Raw genomic sequence first — 22,402 nt, 5'->3', positions numbered from 1 at the left:
TAAAAACAACTTTGTTAAATTGTGACGATAGAATGCGTTTAATAGCGCAAAAAACCTGTTATTTTATCAGAATTTTTACTAAATTTGTGTCACAATTTATTTATTGAAAACATAAGTGTAATAACATAATTGTACATGTTGTTTTATGTTTTCTATTTTTTAACAATTTAAAGATCATAGTTGTAAATGATTAAAATTACACTACCGGATGGTTCCGTAAGAGAGTATCAAAAAGGGATCACTGCTGCGGGGATTGCGTTGTCAATCTCAGAGGGGCTTGCAAGAAATGTGCTTGCTGCCGAAGTAAATGGTGAAGTGTGGGATTCTGCCCGTGCTATTGAAGATGACGCTACTGTCAAGTTATTGACCTGGAATGATACCAAAGGTAAATCTACTTTTTGGCATTCTTCGGCACACTTGTTAGCGGAAGCTTTAGAAACATTGTACCCCGGAATTAAGTTTGGTATTGGTCCCGCGATTGAAACAGGATTTTACTATGATGTGGATTTTGGCGATCGTGAATTCTCGTCTGATGACTTTAAAGCGATCGAAGACAAGATGCTGGAGCTGGCTAAACGAAAAGAAACATTTGAGCGTAAAGCTGTTTCGAAATCTGATGCGTTGACTTATTTCACAGCGAAAGGCGATGAGTATAAACTTGATTTAATCAAGGACTTGGAAGATGGAAAGATCACTTTCTATACACAGGGGGAATTTACAGATTTATGTCGTGGCCCTCATATTCCAAATACTGGATTTATCAAAGCGATTAAATTGACTAATGTTGCCGGTGCTTACTGGAGAGGCGATGAGTCTCGTAAACAGTTAACGCGTATTTATGGTGTTACGTTCCCTAAGGCATCGGAGCTTACAGAATATTTGAAATTTATAGAAGAGGCGAAAAAACGCGATCACCGTAAACTTGGAAAAGAGTTGGAACTTTTTGCTTTTTCTGAAAAGGTTGGTGCAGGTTTGCCTCTTTGGTTGCCTAAAGGAGCTGCATTACGTCAAAAGCTGATAGACTTTTTACAGAAAGCACAGTTAAACTCAGGGTATGAGCCTGTTGTTACTCCGCATATCGGACATAAGCAATTATATGTGACTTCTGGACACTATGAGAAATATGGAGCAGATTCATTTCAACCAATAAAAACTCCTATCGAAGGAGAAGAGTTTTTGTTAAAACCAATGAATTGTCCGCACCACTGTGAAATTTATAAGGTAAAACCGCGTTCGTATAAGGATTTGCCAGTTCGTTTTTCCGAATTTGGTACTGTTTATCGTTACGAACAGTCTGGTGAGCTTCACGGTTTGACAAGGGTTCGTGGGTTTACTCAAGATGATGCACATTTGTTTTGTCGTCCAGATCAGGTTAAAGATGAATTCAAAAAGGTAATAGACTTGGTTCTTTATGTATTTGGTGCGTTAGGCTTTAACGATTATACAGCACAGGTATCATTACGTGATCCTGAAAACCGTACAAAATATATTGGTACTGACGAAAATTGGGCTTTGGCTGAGTCGGCGATTATTGAGGCCGCTGAAGAGAAAGGCTTACCGACAGTCGTGGAATATGGCGAGGCAGCTTTCTATGGCCCTAAGTTAGACTTTATGGTGAAGGATGCTTTAGGACGGAAGTGGCAATTGGGTACAATACAGGTGGATTATAATTTACCTGAACGTTTTGAATTGGAATATACTGGAAGTGATAATATGAAACATCGCCCAGTAATGATTCACCGCGCACCTTTTGGATCTTTGGAGCGTTTTGTAGCTGTACTGATCGAACATTGTGCGGGTCAATTCCCGTTATGGCTTGCGCCTGAGCAATTTATCGTCTTGCCAGTGTCAGAAAAATACGAAGAATATGCGCAAAATGTTTTGAATTCGCTAAATAATTCCGATATTCGCGGACTGATAGACTTACGTGACGAGAAAGTGGGCAGAAAAATCAGAGACGCCGAAGTGAAAAAGCTTCCTTATATGTTGATTGTAGGGGAAAAAGAGGTGGAAAATGGCACAGTTTCTGTACGTAAACATGGCTCAGTGGAATTAGGAACTATGACTGCTGACGCATTTAGAGATATATTAATTAAGGAAATAACCGTTTAATTTTTAAACATTTGGCATTAAAAAGACCCGGTGGTCCAAGACCACCAATGAGAAAGAAAGAACCAGATCACCGCATTAATGAGTTAATCAAGGTACCTGAGGTGCGCTTGGTAGGAGATAATGTGGAACAAGGAGTTTTCCCTACGCGCAAAGCGTTAGAGTTGGCTGATGAGTTGGAACTTGATTTAGTGGAGATTTCGCCAAATGCTGTACCGCCGGTTTGTAAGATTATCGACTACAGTAAGTTTGTTTACGAACAGAAGAAGAAACAAAAGGAAATCAAAGCTAATGCAAAACAGACTGTTATTAAAGAAATTCGTTTCGGACCTAACTCTGGTGAGCATGATTTTGAGTTCAAATTGAAACATGCTATTAAGTTTCTAGAAAGTGGAGAAAAAGTTCGTGCTTATGTACACTTCAAAGGCCGCGCTATCGTACACAAAGATCAAGGTGAGATCTTGTTGTTGCGCTTCGCTCAGGCTTTGGAAGACTACGGTAAAGTAGAGCTTTTACCCAAATTAGAAGGTAAACGCATGTTTTTGACAGTAGCTCCAAAGGCTCCTAAAAAATAATAAGAATTCTAACAGATTGATATAAAATTTATAAGTATTATGCCAAAAGTTAAAACCAATTCCAGCGCAAAGAAACGTTTCAAATTGACTGGAACAGGTAAAATTGCAAGAAAAAACGCTTTCAAAAGCCACATCTTGACAAAAAAGAGCACAAAACGTAAACGTAACTTAACACAAACAAGTTATGTATCTGATGGCGATATGGGCAACGTAAAACGTATGCTTGCTATCGGTAAATAAGTTTTATTCGATTTTATTAATAATAATTTTTTAACCGGGTATAAGGTTGTAAGTTCATTGAAATACATGACACCTTCTACCAAACTAATTTTAAAAATATGCCACGTTCGGTTAACGCAGTAGCTTCTAGAAGAAGACGCAAAAAAATCCTAGGCCTTGCAAAAGGTTACTTTGGATCACGTAGCAAAGTTTATACTATTGCTAAAAATACAGTAGAAAAAGGTTTACAATACGCTTACCGCGATCGTAAAACCAAAAAACGCGAGTTTAGAGCTTTATGGATTCAACGTATCAACGCTGGAGCTCGTCAACACGGAATTTCTTATTCCCAATTGATCGGTAAATTAAACGCTAAAAACATTGGTTTGAACCGTAAGGTTTTAGCTGACTTAGCTTTAAATAACCCAGAAGCTTTCAAAGCAGTTGTAGACGCAGTAAAATAGAGTTTTTAATCCGCTGTCAATTTGTTAGAGATATTAAAGGAGCCTTTTAGGCTCCTTTTTTTTGTTATGACCGTTACTGTATCTTTTTTGGGACGTTATGTGGCAAGTAAACCCAATTCAATGCTATATTTCATTTTATTCTTATTCCCCAACTATACTTTTGAGGCAATTGAAGTAGTATATTATAGCTCATATCCCTTTTAGATTTGAAATTAGGTTTGATTTTTGTTGATCTGTAGAAAACATAGCATTATGAAACTAAGAACAATTACATTTGGATTTTCACTTCTTTTGATCGGAAGCTTGGTGATAGCGGCCAAAGAGCCAGTTTCCAAGGCTCTAACTAACGATGTGGTTAATCAACAGGGAAAAGTTATCTCGATTGAAGGGGTGAACAATAACCGTACGATAGAGGCCAAAGGGGGAGAGGTCGTACAAATAGAAGGAGCTGACAATAAAGTTGTGATCCGTGGCAATGTGAGTAAATTGATTATAGAGGGAAAGGGGAATACTGTAACAGGTAGTGACATCGCAACGGTGACGATAGAGGGGGCAGACAATATGGTTAATATTGGTTCAGTAGAGACTGTTCAAATTGAGGGAGTCAAAAACCACGTCCATTATAAGTCTACGAAGAACAAATCCGGTCAGGTAAAAGTGTCTACTGAAGGCGCGGATAATATGGTGATGAAAATGAAATAATAAAAAGGGGGACTACACATTCCCCCTTTTTATTATTTCATTTATTTTTCAGCATTTTGGTTGCTACTCTGATCCAGACCCATGCTGTCGTTTTGTACTTTATCTTCGTTGACACGTGTTTCTATAAGTTGTTCTGACATCGGATAGGGCTTTAAAAAGTCTTCGTCAAAGGGATGAGGTTTTTCAGCTTTGTGGACCGTATCGGCAGGCTGATATGTTCGAAGGCAGGTTCCTTTTACGCGTTCAGACTTATAAGCATAGCTACCCCAAATACAGAAAAAGATAATGGTTCTTATCGTATCTTCATATTTGGTAAATATGTCATCAGTTTTATTAAAGTATTGTTTGAACATAAAATAGCCCGCAATTGCATCTAGTGTACAAAATATGGCCATAAATAGCGTAATTAAAAAGAATGTCTGAGCGAAAATATCCCTTCTCTTAATTAGAAGGATACAGCTATAAATCAATCCAATGATGATCAACGTGTTCGCAACTGTCTCGGCTAGGATTAAAACTTTGTAAACAAATGAAGAAACTCCATCGACATGATCCATTGCTTGCCACGTATTTAAATTAAAGAGAGATAAATTAAAGAGAAATAGGCTAGATAGGGCCAATATATTTGCAATTAGTACAACTAATAATAGGATCATCCATCCGCCAATTTGTTCGTGATAGACTTGGTCGTAGGGCTTGATAATAATAGGTTTGCTCTTATTATACTTTTTTATAATATACCAGAGTACGGATGCTACCGATATTAAAAATATGATTGATGAGAACCAATTAACCTCATGGGATGAGGTCGGTGTACCTAGGCTAGGAATACCATCTGTTGCATATCCATTAGTGTCTAGATAAAACCCATTATAAAAGATGTTATCGCGATCAGCGAAATCTGTATAATATTGTTTTAGGTCTGCTTGTTCAACAAATGATTCGTGCATTCCCAAGGTATAATGGATTTTAATACTATCTGCTTTAATTTCTAGTGTTTTACCAAATGTATAGGCTTTGCGGTCAAAAAAGCTATTCTCCTTGTAGACACCGAATGTTTTTTGTGCTTTATTAACGAGGTAGATCTCATATTCTATATCAGTAGGGAAAGGGAGGTCTAGTGGAGCATTGCGATCTTCCATAATTTCTGGAAGTTTCTCGTTTATATTTGATCCTATTAATGAAATATATTTTTTGGTAGATCCGTTTTCAGACTTACCAATATTTTTTATTTTGTATTTTTCGACAATTTCCACAATGTTGTTTTTGCTGTCATCCTTGTAATCCATGGAGCCAACCTTATTGATTTTTGAATAAGTTTTTGTGTAATAATCGAGATATTGCTTCTGTATATCATTTTTTGCATTGCTCTGAAAATAGTTGCGTATGTTGTCCGCTTCGTTTCCGCGATAGGTGGTTGTGACATCCAGGGTAGCGTCGAATTTGCCTTCAAGTGCTAAGACCTCTTTGACTTTGATATCTCCAACAACTTTTTGCGGTACATCTGCAAGTTGACCCCTATTCAAGGTCGATAAAACTTTTCCATAGGTAGGAAAATATCTATTCTTGATATCTCCGCCCTGATTAGTTATGGTTGGGTCAATATATTGGTGACGACCTTCGATACTAAGCTCTATGACCATATGGTTGAATGCATAAGGTGAAGGTAGATCATTTTGAAGGCCTCGGCTTTTATAGGTATTAGCTAATACTAAGCCAACATCAATATTCTTGTTTTTGAGCATAGTTGCCAATAGCATTGATTTGTCTTTACAATCGCCATAACGTTGTGAGAATACTTTTTCGGGAAGATTGGCTCGATGCGAATATTCCCCCATCTCAATACCCATATAACGTATTTCATTTTGCACGAAGTCACAGGCCTTCCGAATAAATTCATACTGCTGTCCATTTGACTCTTTCCAAAGCTGATTGACGAAAGTTTGAAGCGTGCTTGACGGAGAAATCTGTGGTATGGGATTGATTCGATTCTTCCATTGATCAATATCCTTCCAAGTGTTGAATTCTGAGCACTGGATGTACTGTAATGGGCTATACCAATCAGGCGTGTAGTTTTCGTATTGGACGGGCTTATGTTCGGTCAACTCCCAAAAGAAATTTGTTGAATTTCCAACGGATTGCTGTTGAACCTCCGGAGCTCCATTAAAGCTCTTGAAATGGAGTTTACGATGATTAGGTACAATATAATTGAGATGAATTAAACCTGTAGGCTCATAACCTTGTAGATAGTAGCTGTCAAAAAACATCTGTTCAAATACTGGATTTGCACCTACTATCGAATAGGCAAATACAATTTTGTCGTCTTTCCGTAGATCTTCCAATACGTAGTGGGCCATTTGACTTCCATTGTAAATAGATCTCGAAAGCTCTGTTTCAGAGGCTAAAAGATTAAATTTGGCTTTGGGTAGTATGTCAATATCTTTCCCATTACGAATGATTTTCAATTCATGCAATTGAAGTTTTTGGAAATGAGGATCGAAGGTTACTTGTACTTGCCCTAAATTTTCAACTCCACTTTGATCGAACAATACTTTTATATCCTTGTAGTATTTTGTTTGTGTTGCTAAATTTATTTGATGTTCAATTAATTCAAAGTAATATCCATCACTAATATCGTCCAAATTGGGTTTTACTGCTTTTTTTGTCAACGGGCGGAGCCAGCTCGGTGTGGCTACTTTTTGAACGGATGTTTGGCTAAATGACCATGAGAATGTGGCTAATAATAGTATAAAAGCTAATAGAAGATGGCTAAATCTTTTCATCAATTAATAATTTAAACCTAAGATAAGTAAAATTTTAGGCATCGTCGTAACTGAGTCTAGTTGTCCTGTAAAATTAGCTCTGATAGTAATCAAAGGATTTTGAAAATAAGAAGGCTATCCAATAATGGATAGCCTTCTTATTTCTTAGGGGAGGATATTATAATTTACTTTCTCTTTTTTTCTTTTTCTTGACAACTTTAGGCATTTGAGCCTGTTTTGCTTCATATTGTCTCTCAATATATTGTATAATTTCTGAGGCAATATCTTTTTTTGTCGCTTTCTCGATGCCTTCCAAACCTGGAGATGAGTTTACTTCCAGTACCAAAGGGCCTCTGTCAGAAGGAATCATATCTACACCACAAACCGTAAGTCCTAGCTGTGCAGCCGCCGCAATTGCTGTTTCTCTTTCGGCTTTACTTAACCGGATAATCTGAGCGGTGCCACCCCGATGGATATTTGATCTAAACTCACCCTCTTTCGCCGTGCGTTTCATCGCTCCAACAACTTTGCCGTCAACCACGAATGCGCGAATATCAGAGCCTTTAGACTCTTTGATGAACTCTTGGATCAGGATGTTATTGCCCAGTCCGTAGAACGCTTCTATAACAGAAGAGGCCGCTTTTTTGGTTTCGGCAAGTACAACACCGATACCTTGCGTTCCCTCGAGTAGTTTAATGACTAAAGGAGCTCCACCTACCATACTGATGAGATCGTCTACGTCAGAGGCCGTACGTGCAAATCCCGTAATCGGGAGTCCGATACCTGCACCGGATAAGATTTGTAGACACCTTAATTTGTCCCGAGATCGCGTAATGGCTTGACTGGGATTCGCGGAAATGACATCCATCACCTCAAATTGTCTAACGATAGCAGATCCATAGAATGTTACCGATGCTCCTATCCGGGGAATAATAGCATCAATATCACTCAGATCCTGTCCTTTGTAATGGATACTGGGTTTACCTTGCTGAATACCGACATAACACTTGCTGTGATCAATGACAACACATTCGTGTCCTCTTTGTTGTGCGGCTTCTACGAGACGACGAGTCGAGTATAAACTCTTTACTGTCGATAATACGGCAATTTTCACGGTTTGTATATTGAATATATTTTGTGCTAAGATAACAAAATTGCTTGGCTATTTGTTTTATTTTACCAGGGGCTTCGTCGAGAGATTTTCTTTGGAAACATCGACCAAAAATCTTTTGTATAAAAAATTTTTACCCAAAAGCATGGGGTAGGTCATCTGAGATCGGTTTCTAAAAGAGATCTTAATGCTAAATACCTGGTTATATAATGTTGCTGTAGTGCGGATATAGTAACGCTTTTCTTCTTGACCAAAAGAACTTTTTACCAGTTTTGTTCGATAGAGTTTTAACTTTAATGTTTTTGTTTCTTTTGTCTCAAAATTTGTGATAAGTTCGCAGATAATCCAGTCCTGACCATCTTCCTTAACTACCTTGTACGAGTTGCAGTGTAGTACCGATGAAGCAGCGCCGGTATCGACTTTTGCTTCTATACCATATATTCCCAATTCAGGTAAATCAAGGGTCTCTTTCCAGCCTACAAGAAGTTTTTCTTTCATTTATACCAAATTGAAAAAATAGCCCTGTCCAACGTTTAAGCAGCGGACAGGGATAAAATCTTTTATTCGTAGATAAATTCTCCGTAAGGAGAGGTTATAGTTACTTTTTTAGACGTAGATTCTTCTACGCGACCTATGATTTGAGCCGGAATGCCGAATGATTCTGAAATAGCAATGATATCCGATGCAATCGATTCAGGTACATATAATTCCATACGATGTCCCATATTGAATACTTTGTACATTTCTTTCCAGTCTGTATTGGATTCTTTCTGTATTAATTCAAAAAGAGGTGGGATCGGGAAAAGATTATCTTTGATGACATGCACATTATCCACGAAGTGTAAGACCTTTGTTTGCGCTCCACCAGAGCAATGCACCATCCCGTCAATTTGAGAACGATACTTATCTAGTATTTGTTTGATAACAGGCGCATAAGTACGCGTCGCTGAAAGAACAAGCTTACCCGCAGTTATTTTTTCTCCGGTTTCAACTTCGATTTCATTTGTAAGATCTTGGCTTCCCGCGAAAACTAGTTCGTAAGGAACAGCTGGATCATACGCTTCAGGATATTTTTCAGCTACTTTTTTGTTAAATACATCGTGACGTGCAGAAGTTAGTCCATTGGAACCCATTCCGCCATTGTACGACTGTTCATACGTTGCTTTTCCATTCGATGCTAAGCCAACAATGACGTTACCGCCTTTGATACGATGATTTGAAATAACATCTTCACGTTTCATCCGACAGGTTACTGTACTATCAACAATGATGGTACGAACAAGGTCGCCAACGTCGGCAGTTTCGCCACCAGTAGAATAGATGCCAATTCCCAACTCCCGAAGTTCCGCCAGAATCTCTTCTGTGCCATTGATGATTTCAGCAATCACCTCCCCAGGAATGAGATTTTTATTTCTGCCAATTGTGGACGATAAAAGAATGTTATCGATGGCGCCTACACAAAGCAAGTCATCAATATTCATGATAATTGCGTCTTGTGCGATACCTTTCCAAACTGAAATATCACCAGTTTCTTTCCAATAGACATACGCCAATGAAGATTTGGTGCCAGCACCATCCGCATGCATAATATTACACCAGTCTGGGTCTCCACCCAAAATATCTGGAATTATTTTGCAAAATGCTTTGGGAAACAGACCCTTATCTATATTTTTTATCGCATTGTGCACATCCTCTTTCCCTGCGGATACGCCTCGTTGATTGTATTTTAAATCTGACATCTTAGGGCAAAAATAAGCAATAGGACTGAATTAACGAATCTAATTCGTGTAATTTAATCACTTATTATTATGCGCCAATGTTGAATTAGATTTTCGAGATTACTTTTCGCATTGGCTGGACTAGTGCTGGGTAAGCATCTGTACATAATGTCTTCTCTTTTGTTGAAATGCTTTAAATATAAACTGTACGCTTTTTGTCCGTTGAAAATAATTTGTGTGATTGTGGGGTGGGTTTCCAGAAGCTCAACAATCTGATTCGGGCGCTCATTTTGTATGGCTAGGTCCATGCTGCCGGGGCGAGAGGCTTCTGCGCACACATCCCAAAGGCCAATGTTGTTTTTGAGTAATAGATCTATCTTCTCCGTGTAATTTGTTTGTTCCGGCCCATTGAACAAATGGGTTATTACTTTCCAAAAGCGATTTTGTGGATGTGCATAATATTTATTTTCTGCCAGAGATTTATCTCCAGGCAACGAGCCAAGGATGAGTATTTCTGTCGTAGAATTGACTAAGGGTAGAAAGGATTTTTTGCGCATAGTCAAAAATAGTAATTTTAAATTTTCATTTGAAATATGAAAATTATTATAGTATATTTATGATATTAAAATGATATCAAATATATATTAACAAATTATGGAAAAACTAATTAAACCAATGTCTGGCTATTTAGCGTTATTAATAGCTGTTGTCTCCTTTGTGGCAGCTATATTCTCCTTCGCGAATGTCGAAGCAAGTTCCCTGTATGTTGTACTGGGTGTGATATTGATGATTGCTACTTTTTTTATTTTAAAGGGATTGATGATTATTAATCCAAATCATTCGCGTGTGCTGAATTTCTTCGGAAAATATGTAGGTACGGTTAAGGAAAACGGTTTGTTTTTTGTCAATCCCTTGTATTCGACGATTAAAGTAAGTCTTCGTTCGGATAACTTACAGGGACAGACACTGAAAGTAAATGACAAGATGGGAAATCCAATCGAGATTGGAGCGGTTATCGTATGGCAAGTAGGTGATACGTACAAAGCTGCTTATGATGTGAGTAACTATACATCTTATGTACGCACGCAAAGTGAAGCGGCGGTAAGACATTTGGCCGGGAGCTTTCCTTATGATAACTTGGAGGATGAAGGAGCGGAGATCACTTTGCGTGAGGGTGGAGATACCGTAAATCATATTCTTGAACAAGAATTGGCGGATCGTTTAGCGCCTGCCGGAGTTATTATTAAGGAGGCAAGAATAAGTCATTTGGCCTATGCATCCGAAATCGCCGGGGCGATGCTTCAAAGGCAGCAAGCCGCTGCAATTGTTGCCGCGCGTTCAAAGATTGTAGATGGAGCTGTAGGTATGGTTGAAATGGCACTAAAAAAGCTGTCTGAAAAAGATATTGTAGAGCTGGATAACGAAAAAAAAGCAGCAATGGTCAGCAATTTAATGGTGGTACTCTGTGGAGAGAAAGCAGCGACACCAATTGTAAATACAGGTACGTTGTACCAATAAACGAAATGAAATGGCGGATAAGAAAAACTTTATGCTACGCTTAGACGACCAAATGTACAAAGCATTGGAAAAATGGGCTGCAGACGAGTTTAGGAGTGTTAATGGGCAGATAGAATATCTTTTACATAAGGCACTGCAAGAAAACAAAAGATTGGGTGCAGAAAAAAAGACTGCTGATAAGAAATAGCCTATAGTAAGGAATGCCTATAGTAAGGAATGAAAACTGTACCTTTGGCCTTGCAATTGACAAAGCCAAAGGTACTTTTTATTTAATGTTTTAACGATAGAAGATGAAGATTAATCCAGCGTACAAGTTATTGGTCGTAAGTACAAGCACGATCCATGGTAGTGAGTTTTTAGCTTATATTAAGCACGATTTTGTCGAATTTATTCAGTCAGATGAATTATTATTTATCCCTTTTGCGAGACCTTCAGGAATTTCTTTTGATGCTTATACCGGTAAGGTACAAGATGCCCTGAAAGATGAGGGCGTGACGGTTAGGGGGCTGCATGAGTTTCATAATAAGAAGAAAGCTATTCAGGATGCCAGGGCTATTTTTATTGGTGGGGGAAATACATTTCTACTGTTAAAAACGCTATATGAACTGGATTTGGTACAGCAATTGCGTGTGCAAATAGCAAAGGGTATTCCATATGTTGGTACATCTGCAGGTTCCAATTTGACAGGACTGACGATTGGAACGACAAATGATATGCCTATTGTTTATCCGCCTAGCTTTGATGCACTTGGTTTCTTACCTTTTAATATCAATCCACATTATTTGGATCCAGATCCAAATTCTACACATAAAGGAGAGACAAGGGAAACGCGAATCCAGGAATTTCACCAACTTAATCCTCAGCCAGTCATAGGCTTACGTGAAGGGAGCTGGTTGCATGTAAATGAGGGAAACATAGAACTGAAAGGTAATTTAACAGCCCGGCTATTTAAAGCTGGTTTCGAGCCCGAGGAGCTAGCGCCTGGATTAATTAATTTTTAAGATATTGTAAAGTTTATGGGCATATCAAGTCAAATGTACTCTTCAATGTAGTAGTGACGATTTTATGAAAGACTAGCAGCAATTCCCATTGGAAAAAATAGTTTTTCAGATTGTTGAAAATAATACAAAATAAGCTACTTTTGCGCTAAATCCATTAAAATTTTCTTCCAATGGAACAAAATTCAGCATTACACCCGGCCGATATCGCGGAAGAAATATCGCGTTTAAGTAAAGGGGAGCAACATCAAGAGTTTATGGACTATCCTTTGGAGGATAGATTGGAGATCTTTTCTTTTTTTGAAATGGATGTCCAATATACGTTGATCAAATCAATGACGGAACATGAGCTGTCCGAATTGCTGAATAATTTGAAGCCGGATACGCGTAATGAATTGTTGTCGGAATTGCCGGATGATCTGATCAAATATCTGATCAATCTTTTGAATGAGCGCGAGAAGCAAATGGCTTTGGAGTTGATTGGTTATAAAGAGAACAGTATAGCCCGACTTATGACACCAATGTATGTGCAAGTTCGCCCTTATTATACTGTTGATGATGTCTTTCGGCATATTAAAGTTTTTGGAAGGAAAGCTGAAACGCTCAATTTTATTTATGTAGTTGATGAGAAAAACGTATTGATCGATGACTTGAAAATTGGTCAGTTACTTCTATCGGATTCTTCGACAAAAATTTCTGATTTGATCGACTATAATTTTGCAGCGATTAAAGCTTCAACACCTATGGAAGAAGCATTCGAGATTTTTCAAAAATATGACCGAAGCGCCTTGCCAATCATTACAGAAGCGGGTGTATTGGTCGGCATTGTGACATTTGATGACGTGTTGGATCGAATTGAAGATCGCGATACCGAAGATATACAGCGATTTGGGGGGATGGAAGAATTAGATCTGGCCTATACGAAAACTCCTTTATTGCAATTGATCCAAAAAAGAGCCGGCTGGCTGATTATATTGTTTTTTAGCGAAATGCTTACAGCCTCAGCAATGGGATTTTTTGAAGGGGAATTGGAAAAGGCAGTTGTTCTTGCTTTATTTGTTCCTTTAATTATATCCAGTGGGGGTAATTCTGGGTCTCAAGCAGCATCCTTAATTATTCGTGCCATGGCTCTCGGTGAGTTAAAGCTGAAAGATTGGTGGTACGTGATGAAGCGTGAAGTTTCTTCTGGTTTAATCTTAGGTGGAATATTGGGGTCGATCGGATTCCTACGGATATTGGCTTGGCATTTTCTTGGTCTGTATGACTATGGTCCTTATTGGATTTCAATTGGTTTTACGGTTGCTGTTTCCTTATTGTTTATTGTATTATGGGGAACGTTATCAGGGTCGTTTATTCCATTTATTCTACGTCGGTTTGGATTAGATCCGGCGACGGCATCAGCACCATTTGTAGCTACTTTGGTGGATGTTTCAGGATTGATTATCTATTTTACTGTTGCGGCATTCTTTCTGCATGGAAAACTACTGTAGTTCAGATTATAAGATTTTAAAAAAAGCCTAAAGCATACTTATGATTTAGGCTTTTTTTTTTATCAAAAAAATTTTTCTAGTGTCTTTATTAAAGTCATCTATCCATTCATTGTGGTCTGCACTCTTCTTCTTAGCATGTTTTTTTGCCCTATCTTGTTTTTATTTGAAGTAGTTCATAATGGAATACAAGGAGATAGACAGAGAAGCTGAAAGCGCATTGTCTTGTCTATAAATTGAGCCTACGATAGAATTTTTCCTTCAAACCTCCTTTTTGTGCAATATAAATTCCTTTTTTTCCGGAAAATAAAAAAGCGACTATACACGCTATTGCTATAAATAAAATAGGTTGAATCCCAAATAATTCATAACCCATTACAATACAGGCGAGCGGGGTGTTTGTAGCGCCTGAAAATACGGCTACAAAGCCCATGGCAGCCAGCAGGCTGATGGGAAGTGGAATAACGGTGCTTAACGCACTCCCCAAGGTTGCCCCGATAAAAAACAGCGGGGTTACTTCTCCGCCTTTAAATCCGGCAGAAAGGGTGAAAGTCGTTAAAAGTAATTTGATGATAAAGTCATAATAATTCGACTGATCGACAAATGCATTCTGAATCATGGGGATACCAAGTCCAATATAGTTACTGCTATGGAATAACATAATGATAAGTACCAAAATAATACCGCCAATCACTGGTCTAAGCAGAGGGTATTTAATTCGTTTGAATTGAAGGCTAAAGAAATCGCTGGCAAATGTAAAAAGCCATGCTGTAATACCGAATAGAATACCTGCGGCGAGGCTAAATCCAATATTGGTCAAGGACAGCATTGGAATAACATCATGAATTGGATAATGGGTGTGTGGAATATTCCATAATTGACAGCTGAAGTTCGCAAAATAGGCGGTAAATAAACAGGGCAGGATACCGAAATATCTTTTTTTTCCAATTAGTAGTACTTCCAGGCCGAATATTGTTCCGGCGAGCGGGGTGCCAAACACAGCGGCAAAGCCTGCAGTGATGCCGATTGAAATTAAGATACGGCGTTCAGTTTTATCGAAGTCAAACCAGCGATTGAGCTGATCGGAAACTGCTCCACCTATCTGTACGGCAGTTCCTTCACGGCCTGCCGAACCTCCAAACAGATGTGTAAGTAAAGTTCCGAATAGGACAAGAGGCGCCATGATAAGCGGAATGCGGCGTTGGGGGTGAAGGTATTCTTCAATCAGCAGGTTATTTCCTTTACTTGATGGATTGCCCCAATACTTATAGGAGAATGCAATGGCAAATCCCGCTAGGGGGAGTCCATAAATTATACAAGGATGAGCTTCTCGGTACTGCGTTACCCAATTGAGGGAAAAGAGAAAAAACGCACAAATGGATCCTACGATGAAACCTATCGCACTACAGGAGATAAGCCATTTAAGAAAAAAATGAAGATTGCTTTGATTTGAATGTGTTATAGCCATAAGTCTACACTTTATATAAAATTGTTGTTTTATACTAAAATAGTAGACGTCATCAGCTTATTAAGGCGGTTCAGGGCAGACATCATTGCCATATTTATCTCAAATCTACAAAAAGCGAATGATAATAGCAACCCAGCCTGCGATCATAAGTAATCCGCCGAGCGGGGTGATTGGCCCAAGAAACTTTAGATTCTTTTTCCAGTATTCCGCAAACGATAGAAAATATATACTTACCGAGAATAAAATAGTTCCTAGTGTGATCAGATAAAATGCGACTCGTTCAGACTGAAACTCAAAGGAGAAATTAAATCCTAGAATCAATAGGGTGAGAGCAGTATACATTTGATATCGAACGCCAACCTCAAAGGATTCCAGCTTTTCAGCTGATAGGATTTTTTTGAATGCATGAGCTCCAAATGCACCTAGGATGATAGCGAGGCCGCCAAATAGGGCGGCAGTGATGATGACAACGTTTTGCATGCCTAAATTTACTAAATTGGTTATTTAATCATATCGATATGAAGGATTCCGTAATCGGGGTAGGGCTCAGAGATTTGTTTAAACCCTAATTTTTCATAAAAGGATTTTAAATGAAATTGCGCACCTATCTGTATCTCGCCTTCACCAAATTCTTTATAGAGAGATTCGATGGAATGAATCATTAATTGTTGACTCAGACCGGTTCCGCGCGCTTCCTCGGCGACGATAACCCGACCAATGGAAGCTTGTGGGTAGGAAAGGCCCGGAGGAACTAATCTCGTGTATGCTATAATACGATCATCTTGTTCTGTCCAAAGATGCAGACAAGCAAAATCTTTATCGTCCAATTCAGGATACAAACATTCCTGCTCCAAAACAAACACTTCCATTCGAAGCTTTAAAATACGATATAATTCTTTCGTGTTGAGTTCGTCAAAACTCTTTAGATTCCACTGAAAAGCCATAATTGAAATAAAAATAGAGTCAAATTATACAATCGATATGGCTGTAAAGACATATCCAATTTAATTTGACTCTATTGATTTGAGAGTTTTATGCGAGTAGACTTTTAACAACTTCAGAGATGGTTTTTCCATCTGCTTGTCCAGCAAGCTTTTGATTTGTGGCACCCATTACTTTACCCATATCTTTAATGGAAGAAGCTCCTGTTTCGGCGATAATTGCTTTGACAATCGTTTCAACTTCTTCCTTGCTTAGTTGTTTTGGCAGATAAGCTTCAATAACTTTTTCTTCCTCAACTTCAATTTCATAAAGATCTTCACGGTTTTGAGTCTTATAAATTTCAGCAGATTCGCGACGTTGTTTTACAAGTTTTTGTAAAACTTTAATCTCTGCCTCTTGGTTAAGGTCTTCGGCATGACCTTTTTCAGTTTTTGCTAGGAGAATAGCTGCTTTAATCGCACGTAAGCCACGTAATTTTGCCGTGTCTTTTGCGATCATTGCGGCCTTAATGTCTTGATTTATTTGTATTTCTAATGACATAATATTTAAATTATTTTCGATTGACAATTGTGCCTGTCGCTTGTGCTGTAGGCATTATTAATAGATCGTTTATATTGACATGTGCAGGTCTGGTAATGACAAAAAGGATCGTTTCGGCAATATCTTTTCCTGTCAGGGCCTGCACACCATTATAGACATTTTTAGCTCTTTCCCGATCTCCATGGAAACGAACTTCAGAAAATTCCGTCTCCACCATTCCGGGGTCGATAGATGTTACTTTAATGCCCTGAGTTAGCAAATCAATGCGCATAGCTTTAGTTAAAGCATCAACAGCATGTTTGGTAGCACAGTACACATTCCCATTTGGATAAACCTCTTTCCCTGCAATAGATCCTAAATTAACAATATGGGCGCCGTTTTCAGTGTCCATAAGTGGTATCACAGATTTACTCACATACAGTAAACCTTTAATATTGGTATCAATCATTCTGTCCCAATCTCCGATATCACCATTTTGAATAGGATCCAATCCTTGGCTCAAACCAGCATTGTTGATGAGAACATTTATTTTCTTCCATGCCGGAGGCAGACCCTCAATTTGATTCGCAACTTGTTCTGCATCGCGAACATCAAGCTCAAAAATATGGATCTGAATCGTAGGGTAGGTCGCGAGTAGTGTATCTTTTAATTCTTCTAAACGATTTAACCTACGGGCGCAAAGCAAAAGATTGTAGCCTTCTTTGGCTAAAACTTCAGCGCAGGCCTGACCGATTCCTGAGCTTGCTCCTGTAATAAAAACTGTTTTAGTCATATGTTGTAACTCGTTGATATTAAAAATTAATCCGATTTGACTCAAAACCAGATCTTAGGTCGCCCTATTTTGTAGCAATATAGATGGTGCAGATGCCAAATGTCTGTGGTCTAACGATCGTTTCGTTAAAACCTGCTTTTTTGTTTATGGCAACGAACTTTTGTCCATCTGGAAATTGAGCAACAGATTCTGGTAGGTATTCATATGCACTGGAATCTTTTGAAAAGAATTTTCCAATGGTTGGTGTAATAAACTTGAAATAAAAATTATAAAGCTGTTTAATGGGGAATTTCTTTGGATTCGAAAATTCTAAAATAACAGCTTTCCCACCAGGCTTTAATACGCGGTATATGTCTGATAGGCCTTTCTCTAAGTTTTCAAAATTACGGACACCAAATGCTACGGTAACGGCGTCGAAAGTATTATCTTCAAATTGAAGCCTCTCTGAGTCTCCTAACGCTACCTCAAATTGATTCGCTAAGCCCTTACTTGTAATTTTTTTCTTAGCGACGTCAAGCATTCCTTGGGAGATATCGACACCAATAATCTTTTTTGGATTCAAGATTTTAATTGATTCCAATGCAAAATCACCAGTTCCTGTCGCTACATCCAACATCAGTTGCGGTTTTATGGACTTTAAGGCATTGATGGCTTTTTTGCGCCAGATAATGTCAATACCCAAAGACATGAAATGGTTCAAAAAATCATAGGAATGAGAGATGTTGTCAAACATATCTGCTACCTGTTTCTTCTTCCCATCGTTGGTGTCTTTATAGGGTTTTAATGTTGAGGAGTCGTGCGTCATAGTTACAAAGATACAATATATGAATATTTTTTAGTGCTAAAAAAGGGATTTGTTTTCATCTTAAAGTCAGTTTGTTTTGATGATAGTGGAGGGTATTGATTTGCTTTTTACCATTTTGCTTATTCACAATGGCTTAAGTTATTAACATTTTTTAATGTATTGATTTTAAGTAGTGATTTTTTATTTTCAACATCTTTTCAACAGTAAGTGTTGAAAACTCACTATGTAAATCTGTGTCCTTCAAAGCTTTTTGAGGTTTCGGGTGTGATCGTTGAATTTCTCTGTGTGTAACTCCGCATGGTGGTGAATTTTATTTTTTATACATTTGTTATCCTATCTAAAATTTATAAGGATAGCAAAGCTATATTTCTGATATAATATCATGATGAACGACAGTAATTTTGAAGCGAATAACACGGATAATAACAAACGGGGTAATTATGGCGAACGTCGTACCAAATTAAATAATTTGGTGAGTGGTTTGGGTAAACTTCCGCCGCAGGCAGTAGATCTTGAGGAGGCTGTTTTGGGAGCTTTGATGCTTGAAAAGAATGCGCTGAGTGAAATTATTGATATTTTAAAACCGGAATCGTTCTATAAGGAATCACATCAAAAGATCTTTGAAGCAATTTTTGGCCTTTTTCAAAAAACTTCCCCAATTGATATATTAACCGTTACCTCGGAACTTAGACGGATGGGGGCTCTTGAAATGGTCGGCGGTGCCTATTATATTACGCAATTGACAGATCGCGTGGTTTCGGCAGCTAATATTGAGTATCATGCACGTATTATTTCGCAGAAATACATCCAACGTGAGCTTATCAAAGTTTCTACTGAAATTATTAATAGCTCATACGATGAAACGTCAGATATCTTCGATCTGTTGGATCATGCCGAGAAAAGCTTGTTTGATATTGCGCAGAATAACTTGCGAAGAGATTCAAGAAAGATGGACGATATTATGCGTGAGGCGATTTCTAATCTTGAGATGCTGCGTGACCGTACAGACGGTCTGACAGGTGTGCCTTCTGGCTTAACGGCATTGGATCGTATGACATCAGGTTGGCAGCCTTCAGATCTTGTTATTATTGCAGCACGTCCAGCGATGGGAAAGACGGCATTCGTACTTTCTGTTGCACGTAATGCTGCAGTGGAACACGGTAAAGCAGTTGCCGTATTCTCGCTGGAGATGTCATCTGTTCAGCTTGTCAATCGTCTAATCGCTGGTGAAACAGAAATTGAGCAAGAGAAATTGAAAAAAGGAAATCTTGCTGATCATGAATGGCAACAATTACATTCGAGGATTGGTCGTTTAACTGATGCACCTATTATTATTGATGATACGCCGGCGTTGAATGTGTTCGAATTTAGAGCTAAATGCAGGCGCTTAAAGGCACAATACGATATCCAAATGGTGATCGTCGATTACTTGCAGTTAATGCATGGAAAAGCAGACGGTAAAGGTGGGGGGAACCGTGAACAAGAGATCGGTAGTATTTCCCGGGCTTTGAAATCTGTCGCCAAAGAGTTAAATATTCCAGTGCTTGCATTGTCGCAGTTGAGTCGTGCAGTAGAGTCAAGGCCAGGAAACAGTAAGCGTCCTATGTTGTCTGATTTACGGGAGTCTGGTTCTATTGAGCAGGATGCGGATATGGTTCTTTTCTTATATAGACCCGAATATTATGGTTTGACAGAAGATGAAGAGGGGCGTCCTACTGCCGGTGTCGGTGAGGTTATTATTGCAAAACACCGTAATGGTGAGACCGGAATTGTTCCACTTCGCTTTGTGGGTAAATTTGTGAAGTTTGTGGATTTAGAAGATGAGTTTTCGGGTATGGGTGGTGGAGATGGATTCGGTGATGCGCCGGCTACATTTTCTGCTTCGGCATTGAATCCGTCGCCAAACTTTGCTGATGATTTTAGTGCTGGGGGCTTCAGTGGTGGTATTACTATGCCGTCTCGAATGAACGATATGCCCGATGATGCCCCATTTTAGAGATTAATTTTACATAAGTATTCCTAAATAATAGAAAAAACCGAATGATTTAAATTCGGTTTTTTCGTTTACGGCGCCTTCGTAATTTATGTTTCTTATGCGAGCTTGTTCATGCCATTTTTTTTCCTTTAAAATTTGTATGTCACGCCTGCACCGACAATTTGCCTAATTTGTAGGGCAGAATTTCTCTTTCCAACTTCAACATTATCTTTAATAATCGGAATAGCCGTATTGTCATCGTAGATCATCTGTACACCTGCGTTTACTGTAATAAACTTGTTTACCTTCATAAAAAGATTGGCCGTATAGTCAATATCTACATTTTGAGGTTTATCTAAATAGTTTGAATAGAGTTTTAGTATATTTTCAAATGAAATGTTCTCCATTAGATTTACTTTATAATAAGCGTCAAATGACGCGCCGAATTCAGTGCGGGACTTGCTGTTCGGATTTAGTCCATATCGTGTGGAAAGGAGCGTATCACTTACGAATACAAACCGCACAGCCGCAGGTGAAAGATTAAATCTGAGGTTGTCCGATCGTTTATACGCAAAACCCGGACCGAAGCTCAGGTATGCCGGAGCTAAAAACCTGGATATCCTTTTTTTGGGTGAAGCTGTGTAGTCATAACCATCGGCAAATTGTGTGTTAAAGTTTAGAAAAAAGGTATAAAGCCAATATTGAGATGCCTGATGTCCCAACAAGCTATTTAAAACTAATCGGTCATCATTTTTGCGCCAGTCCGACTCTTTTTGAAAGGTTAGCCCATAAGCCGCAAGGACCTTGTTGTCCCATGACCATTTGCCTTTCTTGTAATTGAAGTCGTAATTAAGAGTTAGGTTGCCGGAGAATGAATTCACCCCACCAGCAGCCCAATTAGAAAATGAACTTTGGTTGATCAGAAAGGTGTTTTCTCCTTTGATAATCCAGGTTTTCGTGCTGTCTACCGCGGTTGTCTGAGCGTAGGTTTCATGTGCTAATAAGCCAAGAGCAATAAGAATGATTGATTTTATTATTTTCATGTGTATACTTAATTTGTTTGCATTTCCATATTATTGTGATCCAAATGAGCACGTACAGCTTTCCATCTTATTAGACAACTAACGCAGTGGTTTTTATAGCTGCGTATTGGATTTGTTGAAATATATTTCGTTCCTATCGTTATATACAACAAATTTGATCTGATCGATGCTCTTAAAACGAGGTTATTATCCATTTTCAACGTGATGTTTTGAGCGTGTACGAGAAAATTAATATTTTATAACTAAACGAATAAATGGGATTAATGTTTTTTTGTCTTTTTGATTGTGTTTATTTTAAATAAAATCAGAACTTTGTTCACTTTGGAAGCATTCCCGATTTATTAGCGTATCAGCTTTTGGTAAAAGTTCGTGGAAAGCTTTTCACACCAACTGGAAGCTAGCGGATATTTATTGTTTTGGATCGTGAAAGGCGGCTTCTATTGAGCTATTCATAGCAAAAACTAACAAAATGTTTCGATGAAAATAACGCTACTTTGTATAGGTAAAACAGATGACAAGTACCTGATTGAGGGTATTGACAAGTATATTAAACGGTTAAAGTTTTATGTAAATTTCAGTATTGTGGTCATTCCAGACATCAAAAATGTCAAAAATCTTTCTGCTGAGCAGCAGAAAGATAAGGAGGCTCTGCTGATTTTGAAACAATTACAGCCTCAAGATTTAGTCGTTTTGCTGGATGAACATGGAAAAGAGTTTCGTTCCTTGGAGTTTTCTGCTTATCTGGAAAAAATGATGGTACAAAGTGTTCAGCATATGGTATTTATTATTGGTGGTCCCTATGGGTTTGACCAAAAAATTTATGATCGGGCGAAGTCAAAAATTTCGTTGTCCAAGATGACATTTTCGCATCAAATGATTCGTTTGTTTTTTACAGAGCAACTCTATCGTGCTTTTTCTATCATGAAAGGGGAGCCTTATCATCACGAATAATATGGAAAAAAGTCCGTAACTTCATCATGAATAAAAACAAGCTTATGAATTTGCCCAACAAACGAGATTATCACTATAAAAGTGACGAAGGAGAGAAAAATAGCCAATTGAATAAATACATTATGATTGCTTGTATTATAATCGTAATCGCATTGGCATTTTTTTTCGCATAGCTTAATGCCCTTCCATACGGATCTAGTAAAAGAAATAAATCTCTTACTTAATATCCGTATGGAGGATATC

The 22,402-nt window shown here is 38.3% G+C and carries 23 protein-coding genes and 1 riboswitch; of the genes, 11 read left to right on the top strand and 12 right to left on the bottom strand.

Annotation, left to right across the window (positions count from 1 at the left end):
* Positions 1 to 186: 186 nt before the first annotated feature.
* The 5 genes from thrS to GVK91_RS19960 all read left to right on the top strand — a co-directional run bounded on the left by thrS (position 187) and on the right by GVK91_RS19960 (position 4,069).
* Complete coding sequence (gene thrS / locus GVK91_RS19980) at positions 187 to 2,112, top strand: threonine--tRNA ligase (protein ID WP_159731021.1); 1,926 nt, start codon at positions 187 to 189, stop codon at positions 2,110 to 2,112.
* An 11-nt stretch (positions 2,113 to 2,123) separates the two neighbouring features.
* Positions 2,124 to 2,684, top strand: coding sequence for a translation initiation factor IF-3 (infC, locus tag GVK91_RS19975; protein WP_075993338.1), 561 nt, complete (start codon positions 2,124 to 2,126; stop codon positions 2,682 to 2,684).
* A gap of 39 nt (positions 2,685 to 2,723) precedes the next feature.
* A complete protein-coding gene (gene rpmI, locus GVK91_RS19970) occupies positions 2,724 to 2,924 on the top strand; it encodes a 50S ribosomal protein L35 (RefSeq protein WP_002993964.1) in 201 nt (66 codons plus the stop codon).
* Positions 2,925 to 3,022: 98 nt separating this feature from the next.
* Positions 3,023 to 3,367 carry a 50S ribosomal protein L20 gene (gene rplT, locus GVK91_RS19965; RefSeq protein WP_046674462.1) on the top strand — a complete coding sequence of 115 codons (345 nt, stop codon included), beginning with the start codon at positions 3,023 to 3,025 and terminating at the stop codon, positions 3,365 to 3,367.
* Between the two features lie 252 nt (positions 3,368 to 3,619).
* Positions 3,620 to 4,069, top strand: a complete 450-nt coding sequence (locus tag GVK91_RS19960; RefSeq protein ID WP_159731020.1) for a DUF3060 domain-containing protein — start codon at positions 3,620 to 3,622, stop codon at positions 4,067 to 4,069.
* Between the two features lie 41 nt (positions 4,070 to 4,110).
* Here GVK91_RS19960 and GVK91_RS19955 read toward each other — a convergent pair whose 3' ends face one another.
* The 5 genes from GVK91_RS19955 to GVK91_RS19935 all read right to left on the bottom strand — a co-directional run bounded on the left by GVK91_RS19955 (position 4,111) and on the right by GVK91_RS19935 (position 10,217).
* On the bottom strand, positions 4,111 to 6,852 hold the full coding sequence (locus tag GVK91_RS19955; RefSeq protein ID WP_159731018.1) for a DUF3857 domain-containing protein: 2,742 nt from the start codon (positions 6,850 to 6,852) through the stop codon (positions 4,111 to 4,113).
* A gap of 157 nt (positions 6,853 to 7,009) precedes the next feature.
* Positions 7,010 to 7,945: a 30S ribosomal protein S6--L-glutamate ligase gene (rimK, locus tag GVK91_RS19950; RefSeq protein WP_070565651.1), complete on the bottom strand. Its 936-nt coding sequence runs from the start codon at positions 7,943 to 7,945 to the stop codon at positions 7,010 to 7,012.
* Between the two features lie 57 nt (positions 7,946 to 8,002).
* Entirely contained in the window at positions 8,003 to 8,440 is a 438-nt protein-coding gene (locus tag GVK91_RS19945; RefSeq protein ID WP_159731016.1) for a RimK/LysX family protein, read from the bottom strand.
* A 62-nt stretch (positions 8,441 to 8,502) separates the two neighbouring features.
* Positions 8,503 to 9,681 carry an AIR synthase related protein gene (locus tag GVK91_RS19940; RefSeq protein WP_153848286.1) on the bottom strand — a complete coding sequence of 393 codons (1,179 nt, stop codon included), beginning with the start codon at positions 9,679 to 9,681 and terminating at the stop codon, positions 8,503 to 8,505.
* Between the two features lie 53 nt (positions 9,682 to 9,734).
* Positions 9,735 to 10,217: a DNA-deoxyinosine glycosylase gene (locus GVK91_RS19935; protein ID WP_153848287.1), complete on the bottom strand. Its 483-nt coding sequence runs from the start codon at positions 10,215 to 10,217 to the stop codon at positions 9,735 to 9,737.
* 97 nt (positions 10,218 to 10,314) lie between these two features.
* Here GVK91_RS19935 and GVK91_RS19930 point away from each other — a divergent pair, with 97 nt between their 5' ends.
* The 4 genes from GVK91_RS19930 to mgtE all read left to right on the top strand — a co-directional run bounded on the left by GVK91_RS19930 (position 10,315) and on the right by mgtE (position 13,666).
* Positions 10,315 to 11,178 (top strand): SPFH domain-containing protein, encoded by an 864-nt coding sequence (locus tag GVK91_RS19930; protein ID WP_159731014.1) that lies wholly within the window; start codon positions 10,315 to 10,317, stop codon positions 11,176 to 11,178.
* 10 nt (positions 11,179 to 11,188) lie between these two features.
* Positions 11,189 to 11,365, top strand: coding sequence for an Arc family DNA binding domain-containing protein (locus tag GVK91_RS19925; protein WP_153848792.1), 177 nt, complete (start codon positions 11,189 to 11,191; stop codon positions 11,363 to 11,365).
* A gap of 103 nt (positions 11,366 to 11,468) precedes the next feature.
* Positions 11,469 to 12,179, top strand: a complete 711-nt coding sequence (gene pepE, locus GVK91_RS19920) for a dipeptidase PepE (RefSeq protein WP_153848791.1) — start codon at positions 11,469 to 11,471, stop codon at positions 12,177 to 12,179.
* Between the two features lie 170 nt (positions 12,180 to 12,349).
* Positions 12,350 to 13,666: a magnesium transporter gene (gene mgtE, locus GVK91_RS19915; RefSeq protein ID WP_153848790.1), complete on the top strand. Its 1,317-nt coding sequence runs from the start codon at positions 12,350 to 12,352 to the stop codon at positions 13,664 to 13,666.
* Between the two features lie 226 nt (positions 13,667 to 13,892).
* On the opposite strand, the gene GVK91_RS19910 is transcribed toward mgtE, so the two are convergent.
* The 6 genes from GVK91_RS19910 to ubiE form a co-directional block, all read right to left on the bottom strand.
* Positions 13,893 to 15,131 carry a voltage-gated chloride channel family protein gene (locus GVK91_RS19910; protein ID WP_159731012.1) on the bottom strand — a complete coding sequence of 413 codons (1,239 nt, stop codon included), beginning with the start codon at positions 15,129 to 15,131 and terminating at the stop codon, positions 13,893 to 13,895.
* A gap of 36 nt (positions 15,132 to 15,167) precedes the next feature.
* Positions 15,168 to 15,230: riboswitch (Fluoride riboswitch) on the bottom strand.
* Between the two features lie 6 nt (positions 15,231 to 15,236).
* Positions 15,237 to 15,611: a DUF423 domain-containing protein gene (locus GVK91_RS19905; protein WP_153848788.1), complete on the bottom strand. Its 375-nt coding sequence runs from the start codon at positions 15,609 to 15,611 to the stop codon at positions 15,237 to 15,239.
* 20 nt (positions 15,612 to 15,631) lie between these two features.
* Entirely contained in the window at positions 15,632 to 16,075 is a 444-nt protein-coding gene (locus GVK91_RS19900) for a GNAT family N-acetyltransferase (RefSeq protein WP_159731010.1), read from the bottom strand.
* 88 nt (positions 16,076 to 16,163) lie between these two features.
* Positions 16,164 to 16,613, bottom strand: a complete 450-nt coding sequence (locus GVK91_RS19895; RefSeq protein WP_120332659.1) for a GatB/YqeY domain-containing protein — start codon at positions 16,611 to 16,613, stop codon at positions 16,164 to 16,166.
* Between the two features lie 10 nt (positions 16,614 to 16,623).
* A complete protein-coding gene (locus tag GVK91_RS19890) occupies positions 16,624 to 17,385 on the bottom strand; it encodes an SDR family NAD(P)-dependent oxidoreductase (RefSeq protein WP_153848786.1) in 762 nt (253 codons plus the stop codon).
* Positions 17,386 to 17,449: 64 nt separating this feature from the next.
* Positions 17,450 to 18,190, bottom strand: coding sequence for a bifunctional demethylmenaquinone methyltransferase/2-methoxy-6-polyprenyl-1,4-benzoquinol methylase UbiE (gene ubiE / locus GVK91_RS19885; protein ID WP_159731008.1), 741 nt, complete (start codon positions 18,188 to 18,190; stop codon positions 17,450 to 17,452).
* Positions 18,191 to 18,572: 382 nt separating this feature from the next.
* Between ubiE and dnaB the strand changes: the two genes are divergently transcribed.
* Positions 18,573 to 20,186 (top strand): replicative DNA helicase, encoded by a 1,614-nt coding sequence (dnaB, locus tag GVK91_RS19880; protein ID WP_070565623.1) that lies wholly within the window; start codon positions 18,573 to 18,575, stop codon positions 20,184 to 20,186.
* 128 nt (positions 20,187 to 20,314) lie between these two features.
* On the opposite strand, the gene GVK91_RS19875 is transcribed toward dnaB, so the two are convergent.
* Positions 20,315 to 21,208, bottom strand: coding sequence for a DUF3078 domain-containing protein (locus GVK91_RS19875; protein WP_153848784.1), 894 nt, complete (start codon positions 21,206 to 21,208; stop codon positions 20,315 to 20,317).
* 477 nt (positions 21,209 to 21,685) lie between these two features.
* Here GVK91_RS19875 and rlmH point away from each other — a divergent pair, with 477 nt between their 5' ends.
* A complete protein-coding gene (rlmH, locus tag GVK91_RS19870; RefSeq protein ID WP_159731006.1) occupies positions 21,686 to 22,159 on the top strand; it encodes a 23S rRNA (pseudouridine(1915)-N(3))-methyltransferase RlmH in 474 nt (157 codons plus the stop codon).
* The last annotated feature ends 243 nt before the right edge of the window (positions 22,160 to 22,402 follow it).

Origin of the sequence: Sphingobacterium sp. 18053, assembly GCF_902706145.1 — a bacterium.
In the GTDB taxonomy this organism is placed as follows: Bacteria; Bacteroidota; Bacteroidia; order Sphingobacteriales; family Sphingobacteriaceae; genus Sphingobacterium; species Sphingobacterium paramultivorum.
This window is presented reverse-complemented; position numbering and strand designations above follow the sequence as displayed.